We start from the raw sequence: 18386 nt of genomic DNA on the forward strand, positions 1-18386 counted from the left end.
GACGCGATCGATGCTGCGAACCTACGGCGACCGGCGCGACGACTGCCGTAGCCGCAGCAACCGAGGGCCGATCAGGGCCTCCAGGCGGGCACCAGCCGCCCCGAGCCTGATCATCACGATGCCGGCCTTGCGGAGGGTGAGCGTGCCCGCCGGTACCCCCAGCAGGCTGGAGGCCAGGTGGCCCAGATCCGGCTCATGGCCCACCAGGCCCAACCGCCGCCAGGCGCCTGGCTGCAGCAGCGGCCGCGGATCGCCCCCTGGGGCCAGGCTGGCCTCCACCACGAAACCGGCGGCCAGGCCAGCTGCCACGCCCAGCTCCGCGGTCTGCACCGCCCGCCGCAGGGGACTGCTCAGCAGCTGATCGCAATCGAGCTGCAGCCGGTGCAGCTGCTCCGCCACCGCCGCCGTGCGGCGGATCCCCTCGGGCGTGAGGGCCCTCGCGCTATCCGGGAGGTCGGGGTGACGCTCCTCGGCCAGGCCATGGCGCCAAAGCAGCAGTTCGCGCTCAGCCAAAACCCAGGCGCGCCTTGAGGTGCGCACCGGCTCCCCCGTCGGGGGGGGCATCTGGGGCCGCGGCGAGGCCGAGGCTGAGCCCCTGCACCCCCGGAGCCAGGGGATGGCCCGCCAAGCCCGAGAGCAGCTGCCAGGTGCTCCAGCGCTGCAACAGAGACCGGGCCCGCTCACCACCCATCGCCCATTGCAGCGGCGCCTGGGGCAGATCGAGAGCGGCAACTTGCTCCAGCCGCAACCGGGGAGGCTGGCGGGAGTCGCGCTGCTCCTGAAGCACCGCCAGGGTCTGCCCCCACCAAGCCAGGCGCCCCTGGCTGGAGCGGGCACCGGCCAGGCTCGCCTGGAGCTGGTCTGACTCGGCCCGCGTCGCACGACGACCGCCCTGCGGCGCCTCCAAGCGGGTCCAGACCCGAACGCTGGTGTCACCCTCCACAGGCAGGGGGGCAGCAATCAAGCCCTCAGCGGCCAGGGCCCCATCGAGCACGGCGGGATCGGGTTGGTCGGCGGCGGTGCCGAGCAACCAGCCCTGGCGGCTCTGGCTCCACAGCAGCGGGCCGGCATCGGCCGCCGCCACCTGCGCTGGCAAGGATCCCTCGGGCACCTGGAGCACCGCCGCCAGCAGCGGTTGCCAGAGCGCGGGCCAGGCCGCGGGCTGTTGCACGAGCGCCAGGCTGTCGGAAGGGGCCTGCAGGGCCTCCAGCAGGGCGGCACCGGTGGCAGCGCCTGCAGCGGGGACGGGCAGAAGAGCCTTGGGCTCAACATCCGGGCCGACCTGCAGCCAACCATCCAGCACCAGTGAGCGGCCATCGGGGCGCAGGCTGGCCACCAGCTCCTGCACGGCTCCCGGCGCCGTGAATGCAGGAGGCAGGCCCAGCCAGGACCCCAGGGCCTCCGGGCGGGCCGTGAGCAGGGCAGCACCCTGGCCCAGGCGCTGGACGGCCTGGCGGAAGCGGGGGCTGGCGGCCTGGTTGAGTTCGTCGATCTGGGACACGTCGAGGGCCTGCTCGAGCACGCCGCGGCCGGAGGCGATCAGCACCAGGTCGTCGTTGATCAGCGCGGTGGCGATCGGCACCGGCGTGGTGCCCACCAGGGCGCCGCGGCCACTGATCAGCCCCATGCCGCGGTAGCTACTGATCTGCAGATCGGTGCCGGCCAGGCTGCGGGTCTGCCAGAAGCGCTGCAGGAAGCGGCGGGCCCCATCGGCATCGCGGCTGCGCAGCGACAACAACCAACCATCGGGGGCCGCACCAGGCTCGGAGGCCAACAGGGCCAGGCCCAGTTCGCGGCCCAGCCAGGGGGCCAGCTCGCCGGGGTAATTCAGGCCTGCCGCCGCGAAGGCGCCGTCCCGCAGGCCTGCTACCGCCGCCACAGCCGCCCGCCGCTCGCGGGTGGGCGCCACCGCCCGGGCGTAGGCCACAGGTTGCTCCCCATCGGTGAGCAGGTAGAGGCTCAGCGCGGCCTGCCGGGGCACGAATCGGGCCGCCTGCGGCGGAACCAGGGCCTGATGCTGCAACTGCAACGGGGAGCGCTGCAGCACCAGCCACCAGCCGCCGGCCGCCAGGCTCAGCAACAGCAACGCTACCGCCAGCACGACCGCCAGAAACGGGCGGGCCTTCATGCGCCCCACGCAGGATGGGCCCATCTTGACCCCAACCCACCCCCCGTGCCCGAGATGCACCATCCAGACCGCCCCGAGGCCGGCACGCCGCAGACCATCCGGGCGCGCGAGCTGCAGGCCCGACTGGAGCAGGGCGAGCCGATCCAGCTGGTGGATGTGCGCGAAGACGCCGAACTGGAGTTGGCCCAACTGGCTTGCCCCGTGGTGCACCTCCCCCTGAGCCGCTCCGCCGACTGGATCGGCAACCTCCACCAGCTGCTCGACCGCGACCGCCCCGTGGCGGTGCTCTGCCATGCGGGCGTGCGCAGTTGGCACCTGGGCTGCTGGCTGATCCAGGAACACGGCTACGGCGCAGTGTGGAACGTTCAGGGGGGCATCGATGCCTGGAGCATCGAAGTGGATCCCGGCGTGCCCCGCTACTGAGACCAGCGGTGTCTGCCTACGATCGCCGCACCCCTGCAGCGTTCGCTTGCAGTCTCCGTCCCCCCGCCCCTTGCCTCTTCGGCAGCAGGAGGTGCTCCAGCTCGCCGTGCGGCACTACGTGGACACCATGGAACCGGTGGGCAGCCAAACCCTGGTGCGGCGCTTTGGGCTGCAAGCCAGTCCGGCGACAGTGCGCTCGGCGATGGGGGCCCTGGAGCAACGCGGCCTGCTCACCCAGCCCCACACCTCCGCCGGCCGGATCCCCAGCCAGCAGGGCTACCGCACCTATGTCGACCAGCTGCTGCCCGCCCCCGGCGCAGCGGCCCTGCAGCTCGAGCGAGAGCTCACCGGGCTGAGCCTGCAGTGGGCGGCCCTCGACGACCTGTTGCTGCACCTGAGCCGGCGCCTGGCCGATCTCACCGGCCTGCTCAGCCTGATCACCCGCCCCCAACGCCACCAACCCCAGCTGCAGGCGCTGCGGCTGGTGGCCAGTGGCGAGCGGTTGTTGGTGTTTCTGGTGGAGGGGGGCGCGACCGCCAGCAGCCTCAACCTGCGGCTGCCCGCCCAGGCCGTAGCCGAGCTGGCCGCCCTGGAGCGCTGGGTCAGCGCCCAGCTCCAGGGCGGGGCGATCGACTGGGGCACCTTGCCGTCCCATCTGCGCAGCAGCGGCGCCGTGCTGCGCCAGGCCTTGACCAGCCATGGGCAATCGCGGCAGCTGGAGGGTGAAAGCGCCGTCACCACCGGCCTGGCGGGCCTGCTGGCGCAACCGGAATTCAGCCAGACCCTCAGCCTGCGGCCCCTGGTGGAGCTGGTGGAGGATGCCCCCCAACAGCTCCTGCCCCAACCGGGCATCTGGATTGGCGCCGAGCATCCGCACCGGGCCCTGCATCAGTGCGCGGTGGTGCAGGCCGACTACCGCAGCGGCGATGGCGGCATCGGCCAGGTGGCCCTGGTGGGTCCGATGCGGATGGCCTATGCCACTGCCCGGGCCGCGGTGCAGTCGGTGGCACAGGTGCTGGAACGGCTGTTGGGTTAGCCCCCCATCTGATCACCGAGCTTCTCGGCCACGGTGTTCACGTCCTTATCGCCGCGACCCGACAGGTTGAGCACCACCTCGGTGCCGGGGGCCAGGGTGGGGCAGAGCTTCTCCAGCCAGGCGAAGGCGTGGGCCGTTTCCAGGGCCGGGATGATGCCCTCCAGGCGGCACAGAAGTTGCAGGGCCTCGAGGGCCTCCGCATCGGTGACGGCGCCGTATTCGGCGCGGCCGATGGTTTTCAGGTAGCTGTGCTCCGGGCCCACCCCGGGGTAATCGAGGCCGGCGCTGATCGAGTGGGCCTCCTGCACCTGGCCCTCCTCGTCCTGCAGCAACAGGCTCATGGCGCCGTGCAACACGCCCACCCGCCCCTCGGTGATGGTGGCGGCGTGGCGGCCGGTGGCCACACCATCGCCGGCCGCTTCCACGCCCACCAGCCGCACGGATGTGTCGGGCACGAAGGGGTGGAACAGACCCATGGCATTGGAGCCACCGCCCACGCAGGCCACCAGCACATCGGGATTGCGGCCGAAGGCCTCGTGGCACTGGCGCTTGGTTTCCTCACCGATCACGGCGTGGAAATCGCGCACCAGCATCGGGAAGGGGTGGGGGCCCGCCACCGAGCCGAGGATGTAGTGGGTGGTCTCCACGTTGGTCACCCAGTCGCGGATCGCCTCACTGGTGGCGTCCTTCAGGGTGGCGGTGCCGGCCGTCACGGGTTGCACCCTGGCCCCCAGCAGGCGCATGCGGAACACGTTGAGGGCCTGACGGCGCATGTCTTCGGCGCCCATGTACACCACGCAATCCAGGCCGAAGCGGGCGCACACGGTGGCGGTGGCCACGCCGTGCTGGCCGGCGCCGGTTTCGGCAATGATCCGCTTCTTGCCCATGCGCAGAGCCAGCAGCGCCTGCCCGAGGGCGTTGTTGATCTTGTGGGCACCGGTGTGGTTGAGGTCTTCGCGCTTCAGCCAGATGCGTGGGCCGCCCTCGGCGCGGCGGTAGTGCTCGCTGAGCCGCTCCGCTTCATAAAGAGGATTGGGCCGCCCCACATAGGTGCGCAGGAGGTGGTTGAGCCGGTCGGTGAAAGCCGGATCCTTCCAGGCCTCGGCAGCGGCCTGCTCCAGCTCCGCCAGGGCAGGGATCAGGGTTTCCGGCACGTACTGACCGCCAAACTGGCCATAGCGACCCAGGCCATTGGGGCGGGCGGCGAGCTCGAGGGCGGCGGGATCGGGGCCGGTAGCCGAAGACAGGCCGCCAGCAGACGACACGGGGGGGACGGTGCTGGTCACCAGCGGCGGAGCAAGATCAGTGCAGCGTAAGAAGCAGCCATGGCCAAGGGCGGCTGGCAGGAATTCAGCAAGCCGGAAAGCCTGCAACGCGCCGCGGCCGGCAGTGCCGCTGGCGGGCCCAACCCCAAGGCCCAGCAGCGGGTGCGGGTGCAGCGCACCAAGGCGGGCAAGGGCGGAAAACTGGTGACGGCGATCACCGGACTGGAGGCGCTGGAAGCCGAACTCAAGACCCTGCTCAAGCAGCTCAAGGCTGCCGCCGGCACGGGCGGCACCGTGAAAGACGGGGTGATTGAGCTCCAGGGCGACCAGGTGGCGCCGGCCCTGGCCGCCCTGGAGAAGGCCGGCTACCGACCCAAGCAGGCGGGAGGCTGAGCACTCGGGCCCGCGCCGGCAGCGGGGGATACTTGGCCCATCAGCCTGCAGCAGAGCGCGATGGCCGCCTCCCCAATCCCGCCAACGGTCCCCTACGGCGAACTCACCAACCAGGGAGCCTCCACCAACATCGCCTGGCACCACACCTCCGTGGACCGGGCTGCCAGGGCCGAGCAGCGGGGCCACCGCAGCGCCATTCTCTGGTTCACCGGCCTCAGCGGCGCCGGCAAGAGCACCCTGGCCAATGCCGTGAATTCGGCCCTGTTTGAGCGGGGGCTGGCCTGCTACGTGCTGGATGGCGACAACATCCGCCACGGCCTCTGCAAAGACCTGGGCTTCTCCGACGCCGACCGGGAGGAGAACATCCGCCGCATCGGCGAGGTCAGCAAGCTGTTTCTGGATGCGGGCGTGGTGGTGCTGACGGCGTTCGTGTCACCGTTCAAGGCCGACCGTGACAAGGCCCGTGACCTGGTGGACGCCGGCGACTTCATCGAGATCCACTGCGCCGCCAACCTGGACGTGTGCGAGCAGCGCGACACCAAGGGGCTCTACGCCAAAGCGCGGGCCGGCGAGATCAAGGAGTTCACCGGCATCTCCAGCCCCTATGAGGCCCCCGAGCAGCCCGAGCTGCGGGTGGACACCGGCAGCCAGAGCCTGGAGGACTCGGTGGCGCAGGTGCTCAGTTACCTGGCAAGCCAGGGCGTGATTCCCCAGGCGGGCTGAGCGACTCCCCAGCCCGCAGCTGGTCGCCCCAGGCATCGAGGAAAGTCTTGGCGCAGCTGGCCGTGGGCACCGCCAGCAGCAGGCCCAGTAGATCGCCCAGCCCCAGCAGGCTGCCCAACCGGGCCCCCACCGGCAGGCTGATCAGCAGCCAGGCCGGCTGCAGGCCAACGATCAGTCCCATCAGCCGGGGCTGGATCACCTGATCGACCACCTGGCCCACACTGATGGCGGCCGCCAGCACCTCCAGGCCGGTGCGGGGATCGTCAAGGGCCAGGAGCAGGCTGACCACCACGATCGTCAGGGCGCTGGCGTAGGGCACCAGGGTGGTGAAGCCGATCGCCACCGCAAACAGCACGCCATAGGGAATGCCCAGCAGCGTGAACACCACGATCTGGGCGGCGCTGAGGATCAACGCCAGCACCACCTGGCCGGCGAAGTATCCCCGGAAGGTGCGATTGAGGGTGGTTACCACCAGCTCCCGCACCTTTGGCGGCAGCCACTGGGCGAGGCCCGCACTGATGCCCTCCCCGCCCAACAGCAGAAACACCGCCAACACGAGCACGATCACGGTGTTCACCGTGAGACCCACGGTGGCGCCGAGCAATCCGAGCAGCTGCTGACTGACCTGACGGGCCAGCAGGCTGGTGCGCGTGAGCAATTCGCTGCTGAGGTCGCCGAAATCTGTGGGCAGCCCCCGGGTGCCAGCCCAGGCCTGCAACTGCTGCAGCAGCGTTTCGCCCTGGGCCAACCAGCCGGGCAAGGCCGTGATCAGCTCGCCCAGCTGCTCAATCAGCCGCGGCACCAGCCAGACAGCCGCCAAAGCAAGCAGCCCGAAACTGAGACCCACCACCAAGGCGGTGGCCAGCCAGCGCGGCAGACCGCGGCCCATTAGCCAGCGGCTGGGTAAATCGAGCAGGAAGGCGATCAGGGCGGCTCCCACAAACAGCGCCGGGAAGGGGGCGAGGGGTAGCAGCAGCTGACGCAGCACCCAGAGGTTGAGCACCAGCAGGGGCAGGGCCAGGCCGGCCTTCAACCAGGGGGGCAGGACAAGGCGCTCGAGCATCAGCCCATCTGCTCCAGGTAGGCGCGGCTGCCGAGCTCCACCAGGCGGCGGTCCTTGCTGGTGACCTGGGCGTGCAGCTCAGCGCGATAGGCCGCGATGGCGGCCGCCAGGCGTTCGTCAGCGGTGGCCAGGATCTGCACAGCCAGCAGGCCGGCGTTGGTGCCGTTGCCGATGGCCACCGTGGCGACGGGGATGCCCGCCGGCATCTGCACGATCGAGTGGAGCGAATCCACCCCGGCGAGCGCCCGGCTCTGCACGGGCACGCCGATCACCGGCAGGGTGGTGAGCGCGGCCACCATCCCGGGCAGGTGGGCGGCCCCACCCGCGCCGGCAACGATGACTTTCAGGCCGCGGCCAGCGGCCTGCTGGGCAAAATCCATCATCTCGAGCGGCGTGCGATGGGCCGAGAGCACCCGCACTTCCACCACCACCCCGAAGCGCTCCAGCACCTCCACCGCCGGCTGCATGGTGGGCAGGTCGGAATCGCTGCCCATCACCACCGCCACGCGGGGGGCGGGATCCGGCGCAGACGATCCAGGGGAAGGAAGCGCAACCACGCAGGCGCAGGCAGAGAATGGCATTGTCACGTCTGACCGCCCAGACGCCACACCTGCGCTCCTCTGCCCATGCACTGGCTCAGCAACGTTCGCCTGCCCCAGGCTCGGCGCTGCAGCCACGGCGCCGAGCAGCGCTGGCGCATTGGCCTCGACGACGACAACCTGATCGCCCTGGTGGAACCCCTGCCGGATGGCAGCCGGGCCACCGGTGACGACTGGGGCGGCGACTGGCTCAGCCCGGCCGGGGTGGACCTGCAGATCAACGGCGGCCTGGGGCTGGCCTTCCCGGAACTCACCGCCACCGATCTACCTCAGCTGGAGCAGCTGCTGGAGCTGCTCTGGCGCGATGGCGTCGAAGCGATCTGTCCCACCCTGGTGACCTGCGGCGTCGCGCCGCTGCGCCAGGCCCTCACCGTGCTGGCCGAAGCACGCGCGCGGCATCGCCCGGGCCGCTGTCAGCTGCTGGGGGCCCATCTGGAAGGCCCCTTCCTGGAGCCAACGCGGCGCGGCGCCCATCCCGCCCAGCACCTGGCCGCCCCGAGCCTGGCGGCGCTGCTGGAGCGCATCGACGGCTTCGAGGACGACATCGATCTGGTGACCCTCGCCCCGGAGCTCGACGGAGCCGAAGCGGTGATCGCCGCCCTGGCCGAGCGAGGCATCGTGGTGAGCCTGGGCCACAGCGCCGCCAGCGAAACCCAGGCCGAAGAGGCCTTTGCGCGCGGGGTGACGATGCTCACCCACGCCTTCAATGCCATGCCCGGCATGCACCACCGGGCACCGGGGCCGGTGGCGGCGGCCGCCCTGCGGGGCGACGTGGCGATCGGCCTGATCGCCGATGGGGTGCACGTGACCCCCACCATGGCGGTGCTGCTGCAGCGGCTGGCCCCGGAGCAGGTGGTGCTGGTGAGCGATGCCCTGGCCCCCTACGGTCTGGGGGAGGGACAGCACCGCTGGGATGAGCGGCTGCTGATCGTGCAGGACGGCAGCTGCCGGCTGCAGGACGGCACCCTGGCCGGGGTCACCCTGCCGCTGCTGGAGGGGGTGCGGCGTCTGGCGCAGTGGACCGGCGAACCCGGCCGCGCCATCGCCGCGGCCACCGTGCTGCCGCGCCGGGTGCTGGGGGATGACCGCAGCCTGCCCCAGCTGCTGCTGGGCACGCCCCTGGTCGAGGCCCTGCGCTGGCATGCGGGGGCTGAGGGTCTGGTGTGGCAGCGGGCCGTGGCCGCCTCCATCTAGGCGCTGCAGTCCTTCCTACGGATTCATGGCATCAGCGATGCCTCGATGGCGCTGGCCTGACGGAGGTGGCGGCCATGCAGGCCAGCTCGAGGGGTGTTGCAGTACGAGCAAAGCGTGGATAGGACAGGACAGCCGACGACCAACCGGGCACCATGGCGTTTCACGACCTGGCTTCCCTGCCACCCGCTGCGGTGCGGGCCGTTGCCCAAACCTGTGAGGCCCTGATCAGCGCCGAGGGGAAAGAGCGCCCAACGGAGCGGGAGCGCGAACTGCTGGCGACGCTGTTCCCCTCCTTGTTGGGCCAACCCTGGCCCAAAGATCCAGCCGCCACCATCCCAGTGGGGTTATCGGGGCTGGTGCTCAGCCGCCGCCAGCGGCAGGAGGTGATGCAACTGCTCACGCTGCTGGCCTTCCTGGAGCCTCGGCTCGATCAGGCCAAGGTGCAGCTCCTGATGCGCATCGCCGTCGAGCTCCAGGTGGAGCCCGAAACGATGGCCGATCTGGAGGAGGTGTGCCGCGGGCACGTGCTCAAGAGCTTCGGCGACATGTACCGCCGCACCTTCCATGCGCTCAACAACGATGGCGTGGTGCAGGGCTATGCCCGCTTCATCCTGCCAATGCTGGGCGTGGGCATCGATCGGGAACACGAAAGCCGCTACGCCGCCCTGAATGCGGCACCAGCCGGCAGCTTGGGGGCAGGCCTGCACGCTTACTACATTGACAACAACTTCCCTTACCCCGGGAGTCGCAGGGGCCTTCCTTACGCCTATGTGGCCATCCACGACCTGCACCATGTGATCGGCGGGTACGCCACCGATCCCAACGGCGAACTGCAGGTGCTGGGCTTCACGATGGGCTTGTTCCCGGACCACGCCCTGCTGATTGGCCTGCCAGCACTGTTGCAGTTCCAGATGGGCATCGCCGATCCCCTGGCGGGAAGCGTTGCACCAAAACTGAAAGATCAGCTCGATGCCCCTACCTTCGCGCAGGCCCTGCAGCGCGGCGGCGCTACAACCGGGCCGATCCGCGATTTCCACTGGGACTTCTGGCCCTGGATCGAACGCCCCTTGGCAGACGTGCGGCGTGAACTCCAGGTGCTCTGAGAAGGGGTAGCTCCCTAGGATCCGGCCCATCCAGAGGCCCATTGCCCCGCTCGATGCATATCGCAGCCGAAACAGCAGCCGAAAAAGCCGAGGTGAAGGGCTATTTCGAAACCACCGGTTTCGACCGCTGGAACCGCATCTACAGCGAGTCCGAGGACGTCAACCGGGTGCAGCGCAACATCCGCATCGGCCACCAGAAAACGGTGGACAACGTGCTGGCCTGGCTGCAGGAGCAGGGCAACCTGGGCGAGCGCAGCTTCTGCGACGCCGGCTGTGGCGTGGGCAGCCTGACCCTGCCCCTGGCCCAGCTGGGGGCAGGATCGATCGCCGCCTCCGACCTCTCGGCCGCCATGGTGCAGGAAGCCGAGCGTCGCGGCGTCCAAGCCGGCATCGCCCCGGGCCGCATCCACTTCCTGGCCTCCGATCTGGAGAGCCTCAGCGGCCGCTACGACACGGTGATCTGCCTGGATGTGTTCATCCACTACCCGCAGGCCCCTGCAGAGGAGATGGTGCGCCATCTGGCTGGCATGGCGGAGCAGCACCTGATCGTGAGCTTTGCCCCCTACACGCCGCTGCTGGCGCTGCTCAAGGGCATCGGCCAGCTGTTCCCGGGCCCCAGCAAAACCACCCGGGCCTACACCCTGCGCGAGGCGGGCATCGTGGCCGCCGCCGCCGAGGCCGGCTTCCGGCCCGTGCGCCGCAGCCTCAACAAGGCGCCCTTCTATTTCTCCCGCCTGATCGCCTTCGAACGGGCCTGATCAGACCTGCGCGCCTGAGCGCACCACCCGAAAGGTGAGGTTGAGGCGCTCCTGTCGGACGCGCAGGCGCTTGGGCAGGGCGTGCTGCCACCAAAGCTGGGTGGGGGGGTCCATCAACAGCAGATCGCCGTTGTGCAACGCGATGTTGAACGGCGCGCAGGGGTCGCCTCGCCTGATGCCCTCCTCGCCATACCCGTCGGGCAGCGGGGCACCAGGCGGCCGGCGGGGGCTGGGCCGGGGCCGCAGGCGGAAGTCGCGGGGGGCCCCGAAGCTGAGCGAGGCGATCGGCGCAGCGGGATCGAGCTCGGGTTCGTCGTCGGCATGCCAGCCCATGGCATCGCGGCCGTCGCGGTAGCGGTTGAGCAGCAGGGAGTTGAAGCGCCAGCCGGTGAGCTCCTGCAGGGCCTGGCGCAGCTCGGCGGCGGCCGGCGACCAAGACTCAATCGCGTTGGCCAGGCCGCTGTAGCGGTAGCCGCAGCCCGGATCAGCCATCCAGCAGGTGAGCCGCGGCAGCAGGTGACGGCGGCCATAGAGCGTGATCGCCTCCTGCTTCCACGGCACCTCGGCCTGCAGCGCCGCCAGGAGCTCGGCCGCCCGGGCCGGCGGCAGCCAGGCCGGCCAGTGGCGCAGGTGCAGACCAGGGCGTTCAACAGTCTGTTCAACAAGCCCCGAATGCAAAAACTCAACCATCGGCGGCACCGCGCAGGGCCTCGGGCAATGGCGCCTCCAACTCGAGCAGGCCGCCATCGGGGCAGGCCAACTGCAGCCGATGGGCATGCAGGTGGTAGCCCCCATCCCCCGGCAGGGCCCCCGCCTGGGCGCCACCGCCAGGGCCATAGAGCGGATCGCCCAGCAGCGGGGCCCCGGCGGCGGCGGTGTGGATGCGGATCTGGTGGGGGCGGCCGGTGGCGATCGTGACCTCCACCGACCAGGCCCGCTCGCGCCGCTCCAGCAGGCGCAGCACGCTCAAGGCCGGCAGTGCGGCGGGATCCGCAGGGGCGGCAGGGGCGGCAGGGGCGGCAGGGGCGGCAGCCCAGATGGTGCCCAGGCTCCCATGGGCACAGCGACCGATCGGGGTGGTGAGGCTGAGCAGCTCGCCGGGCTCCAGCGCCAGCAGAGGCGAGCCGGGGGCGGGTGGCTGCAGCAGGGCCCGGTAGGTCTTGCGGCAGGGGCTCACCAATGTGGTCACAGTTGTGGAGCTTTTTTGAAGGCGCTGTTGTTGTGCCGTGCTCTCCCGCAGCTGGGCGCTAAGCCAGGCGCGGGTGGCGCTGCGGCGGGCGCAGATCAGCAGCCCCGAGGTGAAGCGTCCCAGGCGGTGCACGGGCCGAGCGTCAGGCCAGCGGGCCTGCAGCTGGGCCAGCAGGGTGTGCTCCAGAAAGCCACCGGCCGGCAGCACCGGCAGGCCACTGGGTTTGTCGAACACCAGCAGGTCGCCGTCGTCGAACAAGGGGCCGGGCAACACCGGCACGGCGGCTTCCTGCCAGGGGGGCCGATGCCAGATCAGCCCATCCCCGGCTGCGAGGGCGACATCGGCCTGGAGCTGTTGGTTGTTCCTGCAGATCTCGCCGGCGGCGAGCCGTTGTCGCCACACCGCCGCACTGGAATGGGGGTAGCGGGCTGCGTAAAACGCGCTCAACAACTGGCCCCCGTCGCGGGGAGTCACGCGATCGCGGTAGGCGTGGCCCCGGTTGAACGCCGCTGGCAGCTCAATCCACAAGACGGTTCAGTCCACAAGACCGTGCTCGAGGGCGTAGCGCACCAGCTCGGTGCGGCTGGCCGTGCCGGTTTTGATGAACAGGCGGCTGACGTACTTCTCGACATTTCGGATCGAGGTTTCCAGGCGCCGGGCGATCTCCTTGTTCATCATTCCCTCGGCCACCAGCTGCAGCACGCTGGCCTCCCGCGGCGTGAACACATGCTCCGAAGTGGTGGCCGGCTTCTTGGTGCCACCGGTGGCGAGCAACGAGCGGATCTCGGTGATCTGCTTGGAGAGCTGGCCGATGTCGGCGTCGGCGAAGCGGGCGGCCTCGGCCAGCAGACGCTGCTGACGGTTCACCACGTTGTGAACCCGGGCCACCAGCTCGTCGGGATCGAAGGGCTTGGGGATGTAGTCGTCGCAGCCGGCCTGGAAGCCAGCGATGCGATCGGCGGTCATGCCCTTGGCGGTGAGGAAGATCACCGGCGTGCCCCCCAGGCGCTCATCGGCCCGCAGCTTCTTGAGCAGGCCGTAGCCGTCGCAGCGCGGCATCATCACGTCGCTGAGGATCACATCGGGCAGCAGCTCCTGGGCCACCGTCCAGCCCTCCTCGCCGTCGTTGGCGGTGGTGACCGCGAAGCCCACATCTTCCAGATAGGCCTTCACGGCGGTGCGCAGGCCGGGCTCGTCGTCGACCAGCAGCAGGCGCACGGGCGTGGCCGGGGTTTCCGGAGCCGCGGTGGCCTGGGTGGGATCGGATTCAAGGTTCATGGCCGCAAGTCTGCAGGCGCTCAGCGGGGCCGTCCAGGCAACACCTGCTCGGATTCCCGAAGCATGCCGCTGTAGCCCAGCTGGAGCGCCAGAGCCGCCAGGCCGGCCGGATCCTTGCCCGCCTGCTCGGGGAAGCAGGTGGCCCACCACACCAGGTGGTCGATGCGGTTGGCCGGGGTGATTGGGCCGCCGGGGTTGAGTTCGCGCAGGAAGAGGTAGGCCCCATTGCTGGTGACCCGCATCGGTGCGGCCGGGCTGCAGCGGACCGTTTCGCTGCGCACCTTCACATCCTTGGGCTGCTCGTCCCAAAACTTGATGCGCCACAGGCCGGGGCTGCTGGGATCGGCCACGACGTTGTAGATGCCGACCGCCTGCATGCCGCCCAGGCCGGGGCGCTCCTGCAGCAGGATCAGCCCCGGCGGCCGGGCGTCCTGAGGCCGCACCCCACCGCCCTCCGCCCAGGCAGGCGATGCCAGCAAAGCGGCCAGGGCCACCAGGGTGAGGGTTCTGGTTGGCACCATGGAGTTCTAGAAGCACCTCCATGCTCGCCTACCTCGACCACCACGCCACCACGCCCTGCGATCCGGCGGTGGTGGCGGCGATGGCGCCCTGGTGGAGCGAGCACTGCGCCAACCCCGACAGCCGGCTCTACCGCCCGGCCCTGGAGGCCGCTGCCGCCGTGGAGAGGGCCCGCGGCCAGCTGGCCCGCGCCCTGGGCGCCGCCCCGGAGGCGGTGATCTTCACCAGCGGTGCCACCGAAGCCAACAACCTGGCCCTCAAGGGGGTGTGCGAGGCGGCTCTGGAGCAGGGCCATCCCCGCCGGCGGCTGCTGAGCCTGGTGAGCGAGCACCGGGCCGTGCTGGATCCGCTGGCCTATCTGGGACGCCATGGCTTTCCGGTGCAGCTGCTGCCGGTGGGCCCCGATGGCCTGGTGGATCTCGCCCAGCTCGAAGCCGCTCTGGGCGACGACGTGCTGCTGCTCAGCGTGATGGCCGCCAACAACGAGATCGGCGTGCTTCAGCCCCTAGCCGCCATCGGCGAGTTGTGCCGCCAGCGGGGGGTGCTGCTGCATGTGGACGCCGCCCAGGCCGCCGGCCACATCCCCCTGGCCATGGACGCCCTGGGCATCGACCTGCTGAGCCTGAGCGGCCACAAGCTCTACGGCCCCAAGGGCGTGGGGGCCCTGCTGGTGAGGCCGGGGTTGCGGCTGGCACCCCAACTGCACGGCGGCGGTCAACAGGACGGGCGCCGGGCCGGCACCCTGCCGGTGCCCCTGATCGTGGGACTGGGGGAGGCGCTGACGCAGGCGGAGGCCGACCGGGAGGAGCGGGCCGGGCGGCTCGGGGCCCTGCGGGACCAGCTCTGGGAGGGCCTGCAGGCCCTCGGGGGCATTGAGCTCAACGGAGGCCTGACGCCCCGGCTTCCCCACAACCTCAACGTGACGGTGCAGGGCGTCGACGGCCAGCGGCTGCACCGGCTGCTGCGCGGGCGGATCGCCGTGAGCAGCGGCTCGGCCTGCAGCCAGGGGTCGCCCTCGCATGTGCTGGCGGCCTTGGGCCGCAGTCGCGCCCAGGCCGCCGCCTCGATTCGCTTCGGATTGGGCCGGGAAACCAGCCCGACCGACATCACCCTGGCAATCGACGCGGTGGCAGCGGCAGTGCGGGAGCTGCGCTGAGGAGCGCTACTTCCATCAAAGCTTCACAAAGCGGATGCGCCCTTGTGTGTCCATCGCTACCGTCCGGGCCATCTGCCCTTGGTCATGGCCCTCACCCCCTCCGACAACAGCCGCCTGCACATTCTCCAAGCCGTTGAAGACGGGTGGGGCGCCTTCTGCCGGGCTCCCTGGGCCTTCCTGCTGTTTCAGGCCCTGGCGGGCCTGATCCTGCTGCCCTTTGCCGCCCTGACCGCCGTCGGTGCCGCCCGCCTGGCCAAGGTGGAGGAGCTGATGGTCGTGCACCCCGTGGGTGGCTGGATCGCGCTGATCGCGGGCGTGATCGGCTACGTGATCGTGGCCCTGTGGACCGTGGTGGGCCTCACCCGTGGTGCCTGGCTGAGCCTGGAGGGCCGCAAGCCCTGCTTCGCCGACTTCACCCGCTGGGACCGTCCCGCCAGCGCCCGCCTGCTGGGCTCGGCAGTTCTGCTGGCGATTGTGGTGGCCGTAGCCGGCGCCATCGCTGCCCTGATCGGTGCTGGCCTTGGCAAGCTCAATGAAGCCCTCTCCGTCATCCCGATGATCGTGGTGGCGATCTTTTATGTGTGGCTGCTGGTCACCCAGAAGTTCCTGATCCAGGTGTCGCTGCTGGGCACCTCCAAGGCCACCAACACGCTTGGATCAGGCGTGAACGTGGTGAACCCCAGCTGGTGGATGGTGCTGTGGCTGGGCATTGTCGAAGGTGTCATCCACGCCATCGGCGGCCTGTTCAGCTACGGCGGCCTGCTGGTGGTGGTGCCGGTGGTGCTGTGCATCTCCACCGCCGCCTACCGCCAGCTGTTCGGCGCCGAAGACCGCACCGGCCTGCTCAGCTGAGCCGCCGCGCAATCCGCAAGCGGGCGCTGCGGCTGCGGGGGTTGGCCTCCGCTTCCTCAGGGCTGGCCTGAATCGCCTTGCGCGTGACCCGCTCCAGCCGCTCATCGGCCAGAAAGGCCGTCTTCACCCGACGGTCTTCAAGGGAGTGAAAGCTGATGATCGCCAAAAGCCCCCCAGGCACCAACCAGTCCGGGGCGCTGTGCAACAACTTGTCCAACACGCCCAGCTCGTCGTTCACGGCAATGCGCAGGGCCTGAAACGTGCGCGTGGCGGGATGAATGCGGCCCCGGCGGGCCTGGGGTGGGTAACAGCCGGCCACCAGATAGGCCAGCTCAGCGGTATCCCGCGGGGCCCACGGGCCCTGCTCTTTGACGCGCCGAGCGATGCGGCGCGAGAGCCGCTCCTCGCCGTAGGCGTAGATCAGATCGGCCAGCGCCGTCTCGTCGAGCCGATCGATCAGCTCACCAGCGGTCTCACCGGCCGTGGGATTCATGCGCATGTCGAGCGGGCCGGCCAGCCGGAAGCTGAAGCCCCGCGCCGCCACATCCAGCTGCGGACTGCTCACCCCCAGGTCGGCCAGCACCGCCACAGCCAGCTCAGCTGGCACGTAATCGGCGAAGTTGGTGGCCACGATCGTGGCGCGATCGCCAAACGGGGCGAGGCGCTCGGCGGCGGCGGCACGGGCGCTTGGATCCTGGTCCAGCCCCACCACGCGCAAGCCGGGATGGGCCTGCAGCAGCAACGCACTGTGGCCGCCGCCGCCGAGGGTGCAGTCGATCAGCGTGCCGCCGCCACCCGGCAGCGCCGCCAGCAGCGGCTCGGCCAGCACGGGCACGTGGGCGAAGGCCCCAGGGGAATCGAACAAGCGGGAAGCCGGGAACGGCGGGCGCTTCCTTCCTAAGATCCCGGCATTCGACCCCTTAGGCCACGGCCCCATGACGCAGCTGGAGACGCGCACGGAGCCGATGGTGGTCAACTTCGGCCCCCACCACCCCTCGATGCACGGGGTGTTGCGGCTGGTGGTGACCCTCGACGGCGAGGACGTGGTGGACTGCGAGCCGGTGATCGGCTACCTCCACCGCGGCATGGAGAAGATCGCCGAAAACCGCACGAACGTGATGTTCGTGCCCTATGTGAGCCGCATGGACTATGCGGCCGGCATGTTCTACGAAGCGATCGTGGTCAACGCCCCCGAGCGGCTGGCCGATGTGCCGGTGCCGAAGCGCGCCAGCTACATCCGCGTGCTGATGCTGGAGCTCAACCGCATCGCCAACCACCTGCTCTGGCTTGGCCCCTTCCTGGCGGATGTGGGCGCCCAGACGCCGTTCTTCTACATCTTCCGCGAGCGGGAGATGATCTACGACCTGTGGGAAGCGGCCACCGGCCAGCGGCTGATCAACAACAACTACTTCCGCATCGGTGGCGTGGCGGCGGATCTGCCCTACGGCTGGCTGGAGAAGTGCCTCGACTTCTGCGATTGGTTCGGCCCCAAGATTGACGAATACGAGAAGCTGATCACCAACAACCCGATCTTCCGCCGCCGGATCGAGGGACTGGGCGTGATCAGCCGCGAGATGGCGATCAACTGGAGTCTTTCGGGCCCGATGTTGCGCGCCTCCGGCGTGCCCTGGGACCTGCGCAAGGTGGACCACTACGAGTGCTACGACGACTTCGACTGGGATGTGGCCTGGACAAAAGAAGGGGATTGCTTCGCCCGCTACCGGGTGCGCGTTCAGGAGATGCGCGAATCCCTCAAGATCGTGCGCCAGGCCTGCCAGATGATCCCGGGCGGCCCCACCGAAAACCTGGAAGCCCAACGGATGGCCGAAGGCAAGGGGGGGCCTTCCTCGGCCTTCGATCTGCAGTATGTGGCCAAGAAAGTGGCCCCCACCTTCAAGATCCCCGAGGGTGAGCTCTACACCCGCCTGGAATCCGGCAAGGGCGAGATCGGCGTGTACATCCAGGGCAACAACGATGTCACCCCCTGGCGCTTCAAGATTCGCGCCGCCGACTTCAACAATCTGCAGATCCTGCCCCACATCCTCAAGGGGGCCAAGGTGGCCGACATCATGGCCATCCTCGGCTCCATCGACGTGATCATGGGGTCGGTTGATCGCTGATTCAAGCGCCTGGTTGCTGCTCTGCCGCACGGTGCGCTTTGGCGACACCGATGCCGCTGGGGTGATGCACTTCCAGCAGCTGCTGCGCTGGTGCCACGAGGCCTACGAAGAGAGCCTGGAACGGTTCGGTCTTGCGGCCGCCGATGTCTTCCCGCGGCCGGGGCACACGCCCGCCGTAGCCCTGCCCATCGTGCATTGCAGCGCCGACTTCCTCGCCCCTCTGGCCTGCGGCGATCCCCTGGCCATCCAACTGGAGCCCCAGCGCCTCGATCCCGGGGCCTTTGAAGTGCGCTACAGCTTCCAGAGCGGTGATCGCAGCGTGGCGCTGGGGCTGACCCGGCATCTGGCCATCAGCGCCGGCAGTCGTCAGCGCTGCCCTTTGCCCGAACCCATCAACCGCTGGCTGGAGGCCTCGAGCCTGGGACAGGGCATTCAGCCGCTTTAGGGCCGGCGGAACACGTAGAGCAGCGCCGCCAGCTGGAGCGGCAACAGGGCTGCCATGAGGGCCATCGGATGCAGGCCATCGTGGGGAATGCTGCCGGCCGCAACAAAGCTGATAGCCCCGGCAAGGGCCAACAAAACAACGA

The 18386-nt window shown here is 69.8% G+C and carries 22 protein-coding genes; 11 read left to right on the plus strand and 11 right to left on the minus strand.

The genetic code is table 11. The annotated features are described in order from the left end of the window. Nucleotides 1-21: 21 nt before the first annotated feature. Together CJZ78_RS08810 and CJZ78_RS08815 are read right to left on the minus strand one after the other, a co-directional pair. Complete coding sequence (locus CJZ78_RS08810) at nucleotides 22-513, minus strand: histidine phosphatase family protein (protein WP_233128618.1); 492 nt, start codon at nucleotides 511-513, stop codon at nucleotides 22-24. Beyond that, the gene (locus CJZ78_RS08815; protein WP_094560767.1) at nucleotides 506-2128 is read right to left on the minus strand and encodes a DUF3352 domain-containing protein; all 1623 of its coding nucleotides are present in this window, start codon (nucleotides 2126-2128) and stop codon (nucleotides 506-508) included. The genes CJZ78_RS08810 and CJZ78_RS08815 overlap by 8 nt, the downstream gene beginning before the upstream one ends. Before the next feature lie 54 nt (nucleotides 2129-2182). On the opposite strand from CJZ78_RS08815, the gene CJZ78_RS08820 reads away from it, so the two are divergent. Then, nucleotides 2183-2551 carry a rhodanese-like domain-containing protein gene (locus CJZ78_RS08820; RefSeq protein WP_094560912.1) on the plus strand — a complete coding sequence of 123 codons (369 nt, stop codon included), beginning with the start codon at nucleotides 2183-2185 and terminating at the stop codon, nucleotides 2549-2551. Between the two features lie 127 nt (nucleotides 2552-2678). Beyond that, entirely contained in the window at nucleotides 2679-3587 is a 909-nt protein-coding gene (locus tag CJZ78_RS08825) for a heat-inducible transcriptional repressor HrcA (protein WP_233128627.1), read from the plus strand. Here the strand turns inward: CJZ78_RS08825 and trpB are convergent. Further along, nucleotides 3584-4834 carry a tryptophan synthase subunit beta gene (gene trpB / locus CJZ78_RS08830; RefSeq protein WP_094560914.1) on the minus strand — a complete coding sequence of 417 codons (1251 nt, stop codon included), beginning with the start codon at nucleotides 4832-4834 and terminating at the stop codon, nucleotides 3584-3586. The two genes, CJZ78_RS08825 and trpB, sit on opposite strands and share 4 nt — an antisense overlap. A 78-nt stretch (nucleotides 4835-4912) precedes the next feature. Here trpB and CJZ78_RS08835 point away from each other — a divergent pair, with 78 nt between their 5' ends. Together CJZ78_RS08835 and cysC are read left to right on the plus strand one after the other, a co-directional pair. Then, nucleotides 4913-5245: a translation initiation factor gene (locus CJZ78_RS08835; protein WP_094560771.1), complete on the plus strand. Its 333-nt coding sequence runs from the start codon at nucleotides 4913-4915 to the stop codon at nucleotides 5243-5245. A 60-nt stretch (nucleotides 5246-5305) separates the two neighbouring features. Continuing rightward, nucleotides 5306-5968, plus strand: coding sequence for an adenylyl-sulfate kinase (cysC, locus tag CJZ78_RS08840; protein ID WP_094560773.1), 663 nt, complete (start codon nucleotides 5306-5308; stop codon nucleotides 5966-5968). On the opposite strand, the gene CJZ78_RS08845 is transcribed toward cysC, so the two are convergent. Continuing rightward, a complete protein-coding gene (locus CJZ78_RS08845) occupies nucleotides 5925-7031 on the minus strand; it encodes an AI-2E family transporter (RefSeq protein WP_094560775.1) in 1107 nt (368 codons plus the stop codon). The genes cysC and CJZ78_RS08845 overlap by 44 nt on opposite strands. After that, on the minus strand, nucleotides 7031-7537 hold the full coding sequence (gene purE, locus CJZ78_RS08850; RefSeq protein ID WP_369802042.1) for a 5-(carboxyamino)imidazole ribonucleotide mutase: 507 nt from the start codon (nucleotides 7535-7537) through the stop codon (nucleotides 7031-7033). The genes CJZ78_RS08845 and purE overlap by 1 nt, the downstream gene beginning before the upstream one ends. Nucleotides 7538-7657: 120 nt before the next feature. Between purE and CJZ78_RS08855 the strand changes: the two genes are divergently transcribed. From CJZ78_RS08855 to bchM, 3 genes are all read left to right on the plus strand, one after another. Continuing rightward, nucleotides 7658-8824, plus strand: coding sequence for an N-acetylglucosamine-6-phosphate deacetylase (locus tag CJZ78_RS08855; RefSeq protein ID WP_094560779.1), 1167 nt, complete (start codon nucleotides 7658-7660; stop codon nucleotides 8822-8824). 152 nt (nucleotides 8825-8976) lie between these two features. Continuing rightward, nucleotides 8977-9927, plus strand: a complete 951-nt coding sequence (locus CJZ78_RS08860; protein ID WP_094560781.1) for a hypothetical protein — start codon at nucleotides 8977-8979, stop codon at nucleotides 9925-9927. Between the two features lie 53 nt (nucleotides 9928-9980). After that, nucleotides 9981-10685, plus strand: coding sequence for a magnesium protoporphyrin IX methyltransferase (gene bchM / locus CJZ78_RS08865; protein ID WP_094560783.1), 705 nt, complete (start codon nucleotides 9981-9983; stop codon nucleotides 10683-10685). Here bchM and CJZ78_RS08870 read toward each other — a convergent pair whose 3' ends face one another. From CJZ78_RS08870 to CJZ78_RS08885, 4 genes are read right to left on the minus strand one after another with little or no spacing between them, the layout of a single operon-like run. Beyond that, complete coding sequence (locus CJZ78_RS08870) at nucleotides 10686-11375, minus strand: alpha-ketoglutarate-dependent dioxygenase AlkB (protein ID WP_094560785.1); 690 nt, start codon at nucleotides 11373-11375, stop codon at nucleotides 10686-10688. Next, the gene (locus tag CJZ78_RS08875) at nucleotides 11368-12402 is read right to left on the minus strand and encodes a pseudouridine synthase (RefSeq protein WP_369802041.1); all 1035 of its coding nucleotides are present in this window, start codon (nucleotides 12400-12402) and stop codon (nucleotides 11368-11370) included. Before CJZ78_RS08875 ends, CJZ78_RS08870 begins: the two co-directional genes overlap by 8 nt. Before the next feature lie 6 nt (nucleotides 12403-12408). Then, the gene (locus CJZ78_RS08880) at nucleotides 12409-13152 is read right to left on the minus strand and encodes a response regulator transcription factor (protein WP_094560787.1); all 744 of its coding nucleotides are present in this window, start codon (nucleotides 13150-13152) and stop codon (nucleotides 12409-12411) included. A 20-nt stretch (nucleotides 13153-13172) separates the two neighbouring features. Beyond that, on the minus strand, nucleotides 13173-13673 hold the full coding sequence (locus tag CJZ78_RS08885; RefSeq protein ID WP_094560789.1) for a hypothetical protein: 501 nt from the start codon (nucleotides 13671-13673) through the stop codon (nucleotides 13173-13175). A 20-nt stretch (nucleotides 13674-13693) separates the two neighbouring features. On the opposite strand from CJZ78_RS08885, the gene CJZ78_RS08890 reads away from it, so the two are divergent. Both CJZ78_RS08890 and CJZ78_RS08895 read left to right on the plus strand, forming a co-directional pair. After that, a complete protein-coding gene (locus CJZ78_RS08890) occupies nucleotides 13694-14827 on the plus strand; it encodes a cysteine desulfurase family protein (protein ID WP_094560791.1) in 1134 nt (377 codons plus the stop codon). An 84-nt stretch (nucleotides 14828-14911) separates the two neighbouring features. After that, nucleotides 14912-15679, plus strand: coding sequence for a hypothetical protein (locus CJZ78_RS08895; protein WP_094560793.1), 768 nt, complete (start codon nucleotides 14912-14914; stop codon nucleotides 15677-15679). Here CJZ78_RS08895 and rsmH read toward each other — a convergent pair. Continuing rightward, nucleotides 15672-16544 carry a 16S rRNA (cytosine(1402)-N(4))-methyltransferase RsmH gene (rsmH, locus tag CJZ78_RS08900; protein ID WP_233128619.1) on the minus strand — a complete coding sequence of 291 codons (873 nt, stop codon included), beginning with the start codon at nucleotides 16542-16544 and terminating at the stop codon, nucleotides 15672-15674. The genes CJZ78_RS08895 and rsmH overlap by 8 nt on opposite strands. 70 nt (nucleotides 16545-16614) lie before the next feature. Here rsmH and CJZ78_RS08905 point away from each other — a divergent pair, with 70 nt between their 5' ends. Then, entirely contained in the window at nucleotides 16615-17799 is a 1185-nt protein-coding gene (locus CJZ78_RS08905) for an NAD(P)H-quinone oxidoreductase subunit H (protein ID WP_094560797.1), read from the plus strand. Further along, entirely contained in the window at nucleotides 17789-18244 is a 456-nt protein-coding gene (locus CJZ78_RS08910) for a thioesterase family protein (protein ID WP_094560799.1), read from the plus strand. The genes CJZ78_RS08905 and CJZ78_RS08910 overlap by 11 nt, the downstream gene beginning before the upstream one ends. Here the strand turns inward: CJZ78_RS08910 and CJZ78_RS14670 are convergent. Beyond that, the gene (locus CJZ78_RS14670; protein WP_254988103.1) at nucleotides 18241-18375 is read right to left on the minus strand and encodes a hypothetical protein; all 135 of its coding nucleotides are present in this window, start codon (nucleotides 18373-18375) and stop codon (nucleotides 18241-18243) included. The genes CJZ78_RS08910 and CJZ78_RS14670 overlap by 4 nt on opposite strands. Between the last annotated feature and the right edge of the window lie 11 nt (nucleotides 18376-18386).

It is taken from the genome of Synechococcus sp. 8F6 (assembly GCF_002252665.1).
Classification (GTDB): Bacteria; Cyanobacteriota; Cyanobacteriia; order PCC-6307; family Cyanobiaceae; genus Cyanobium_A.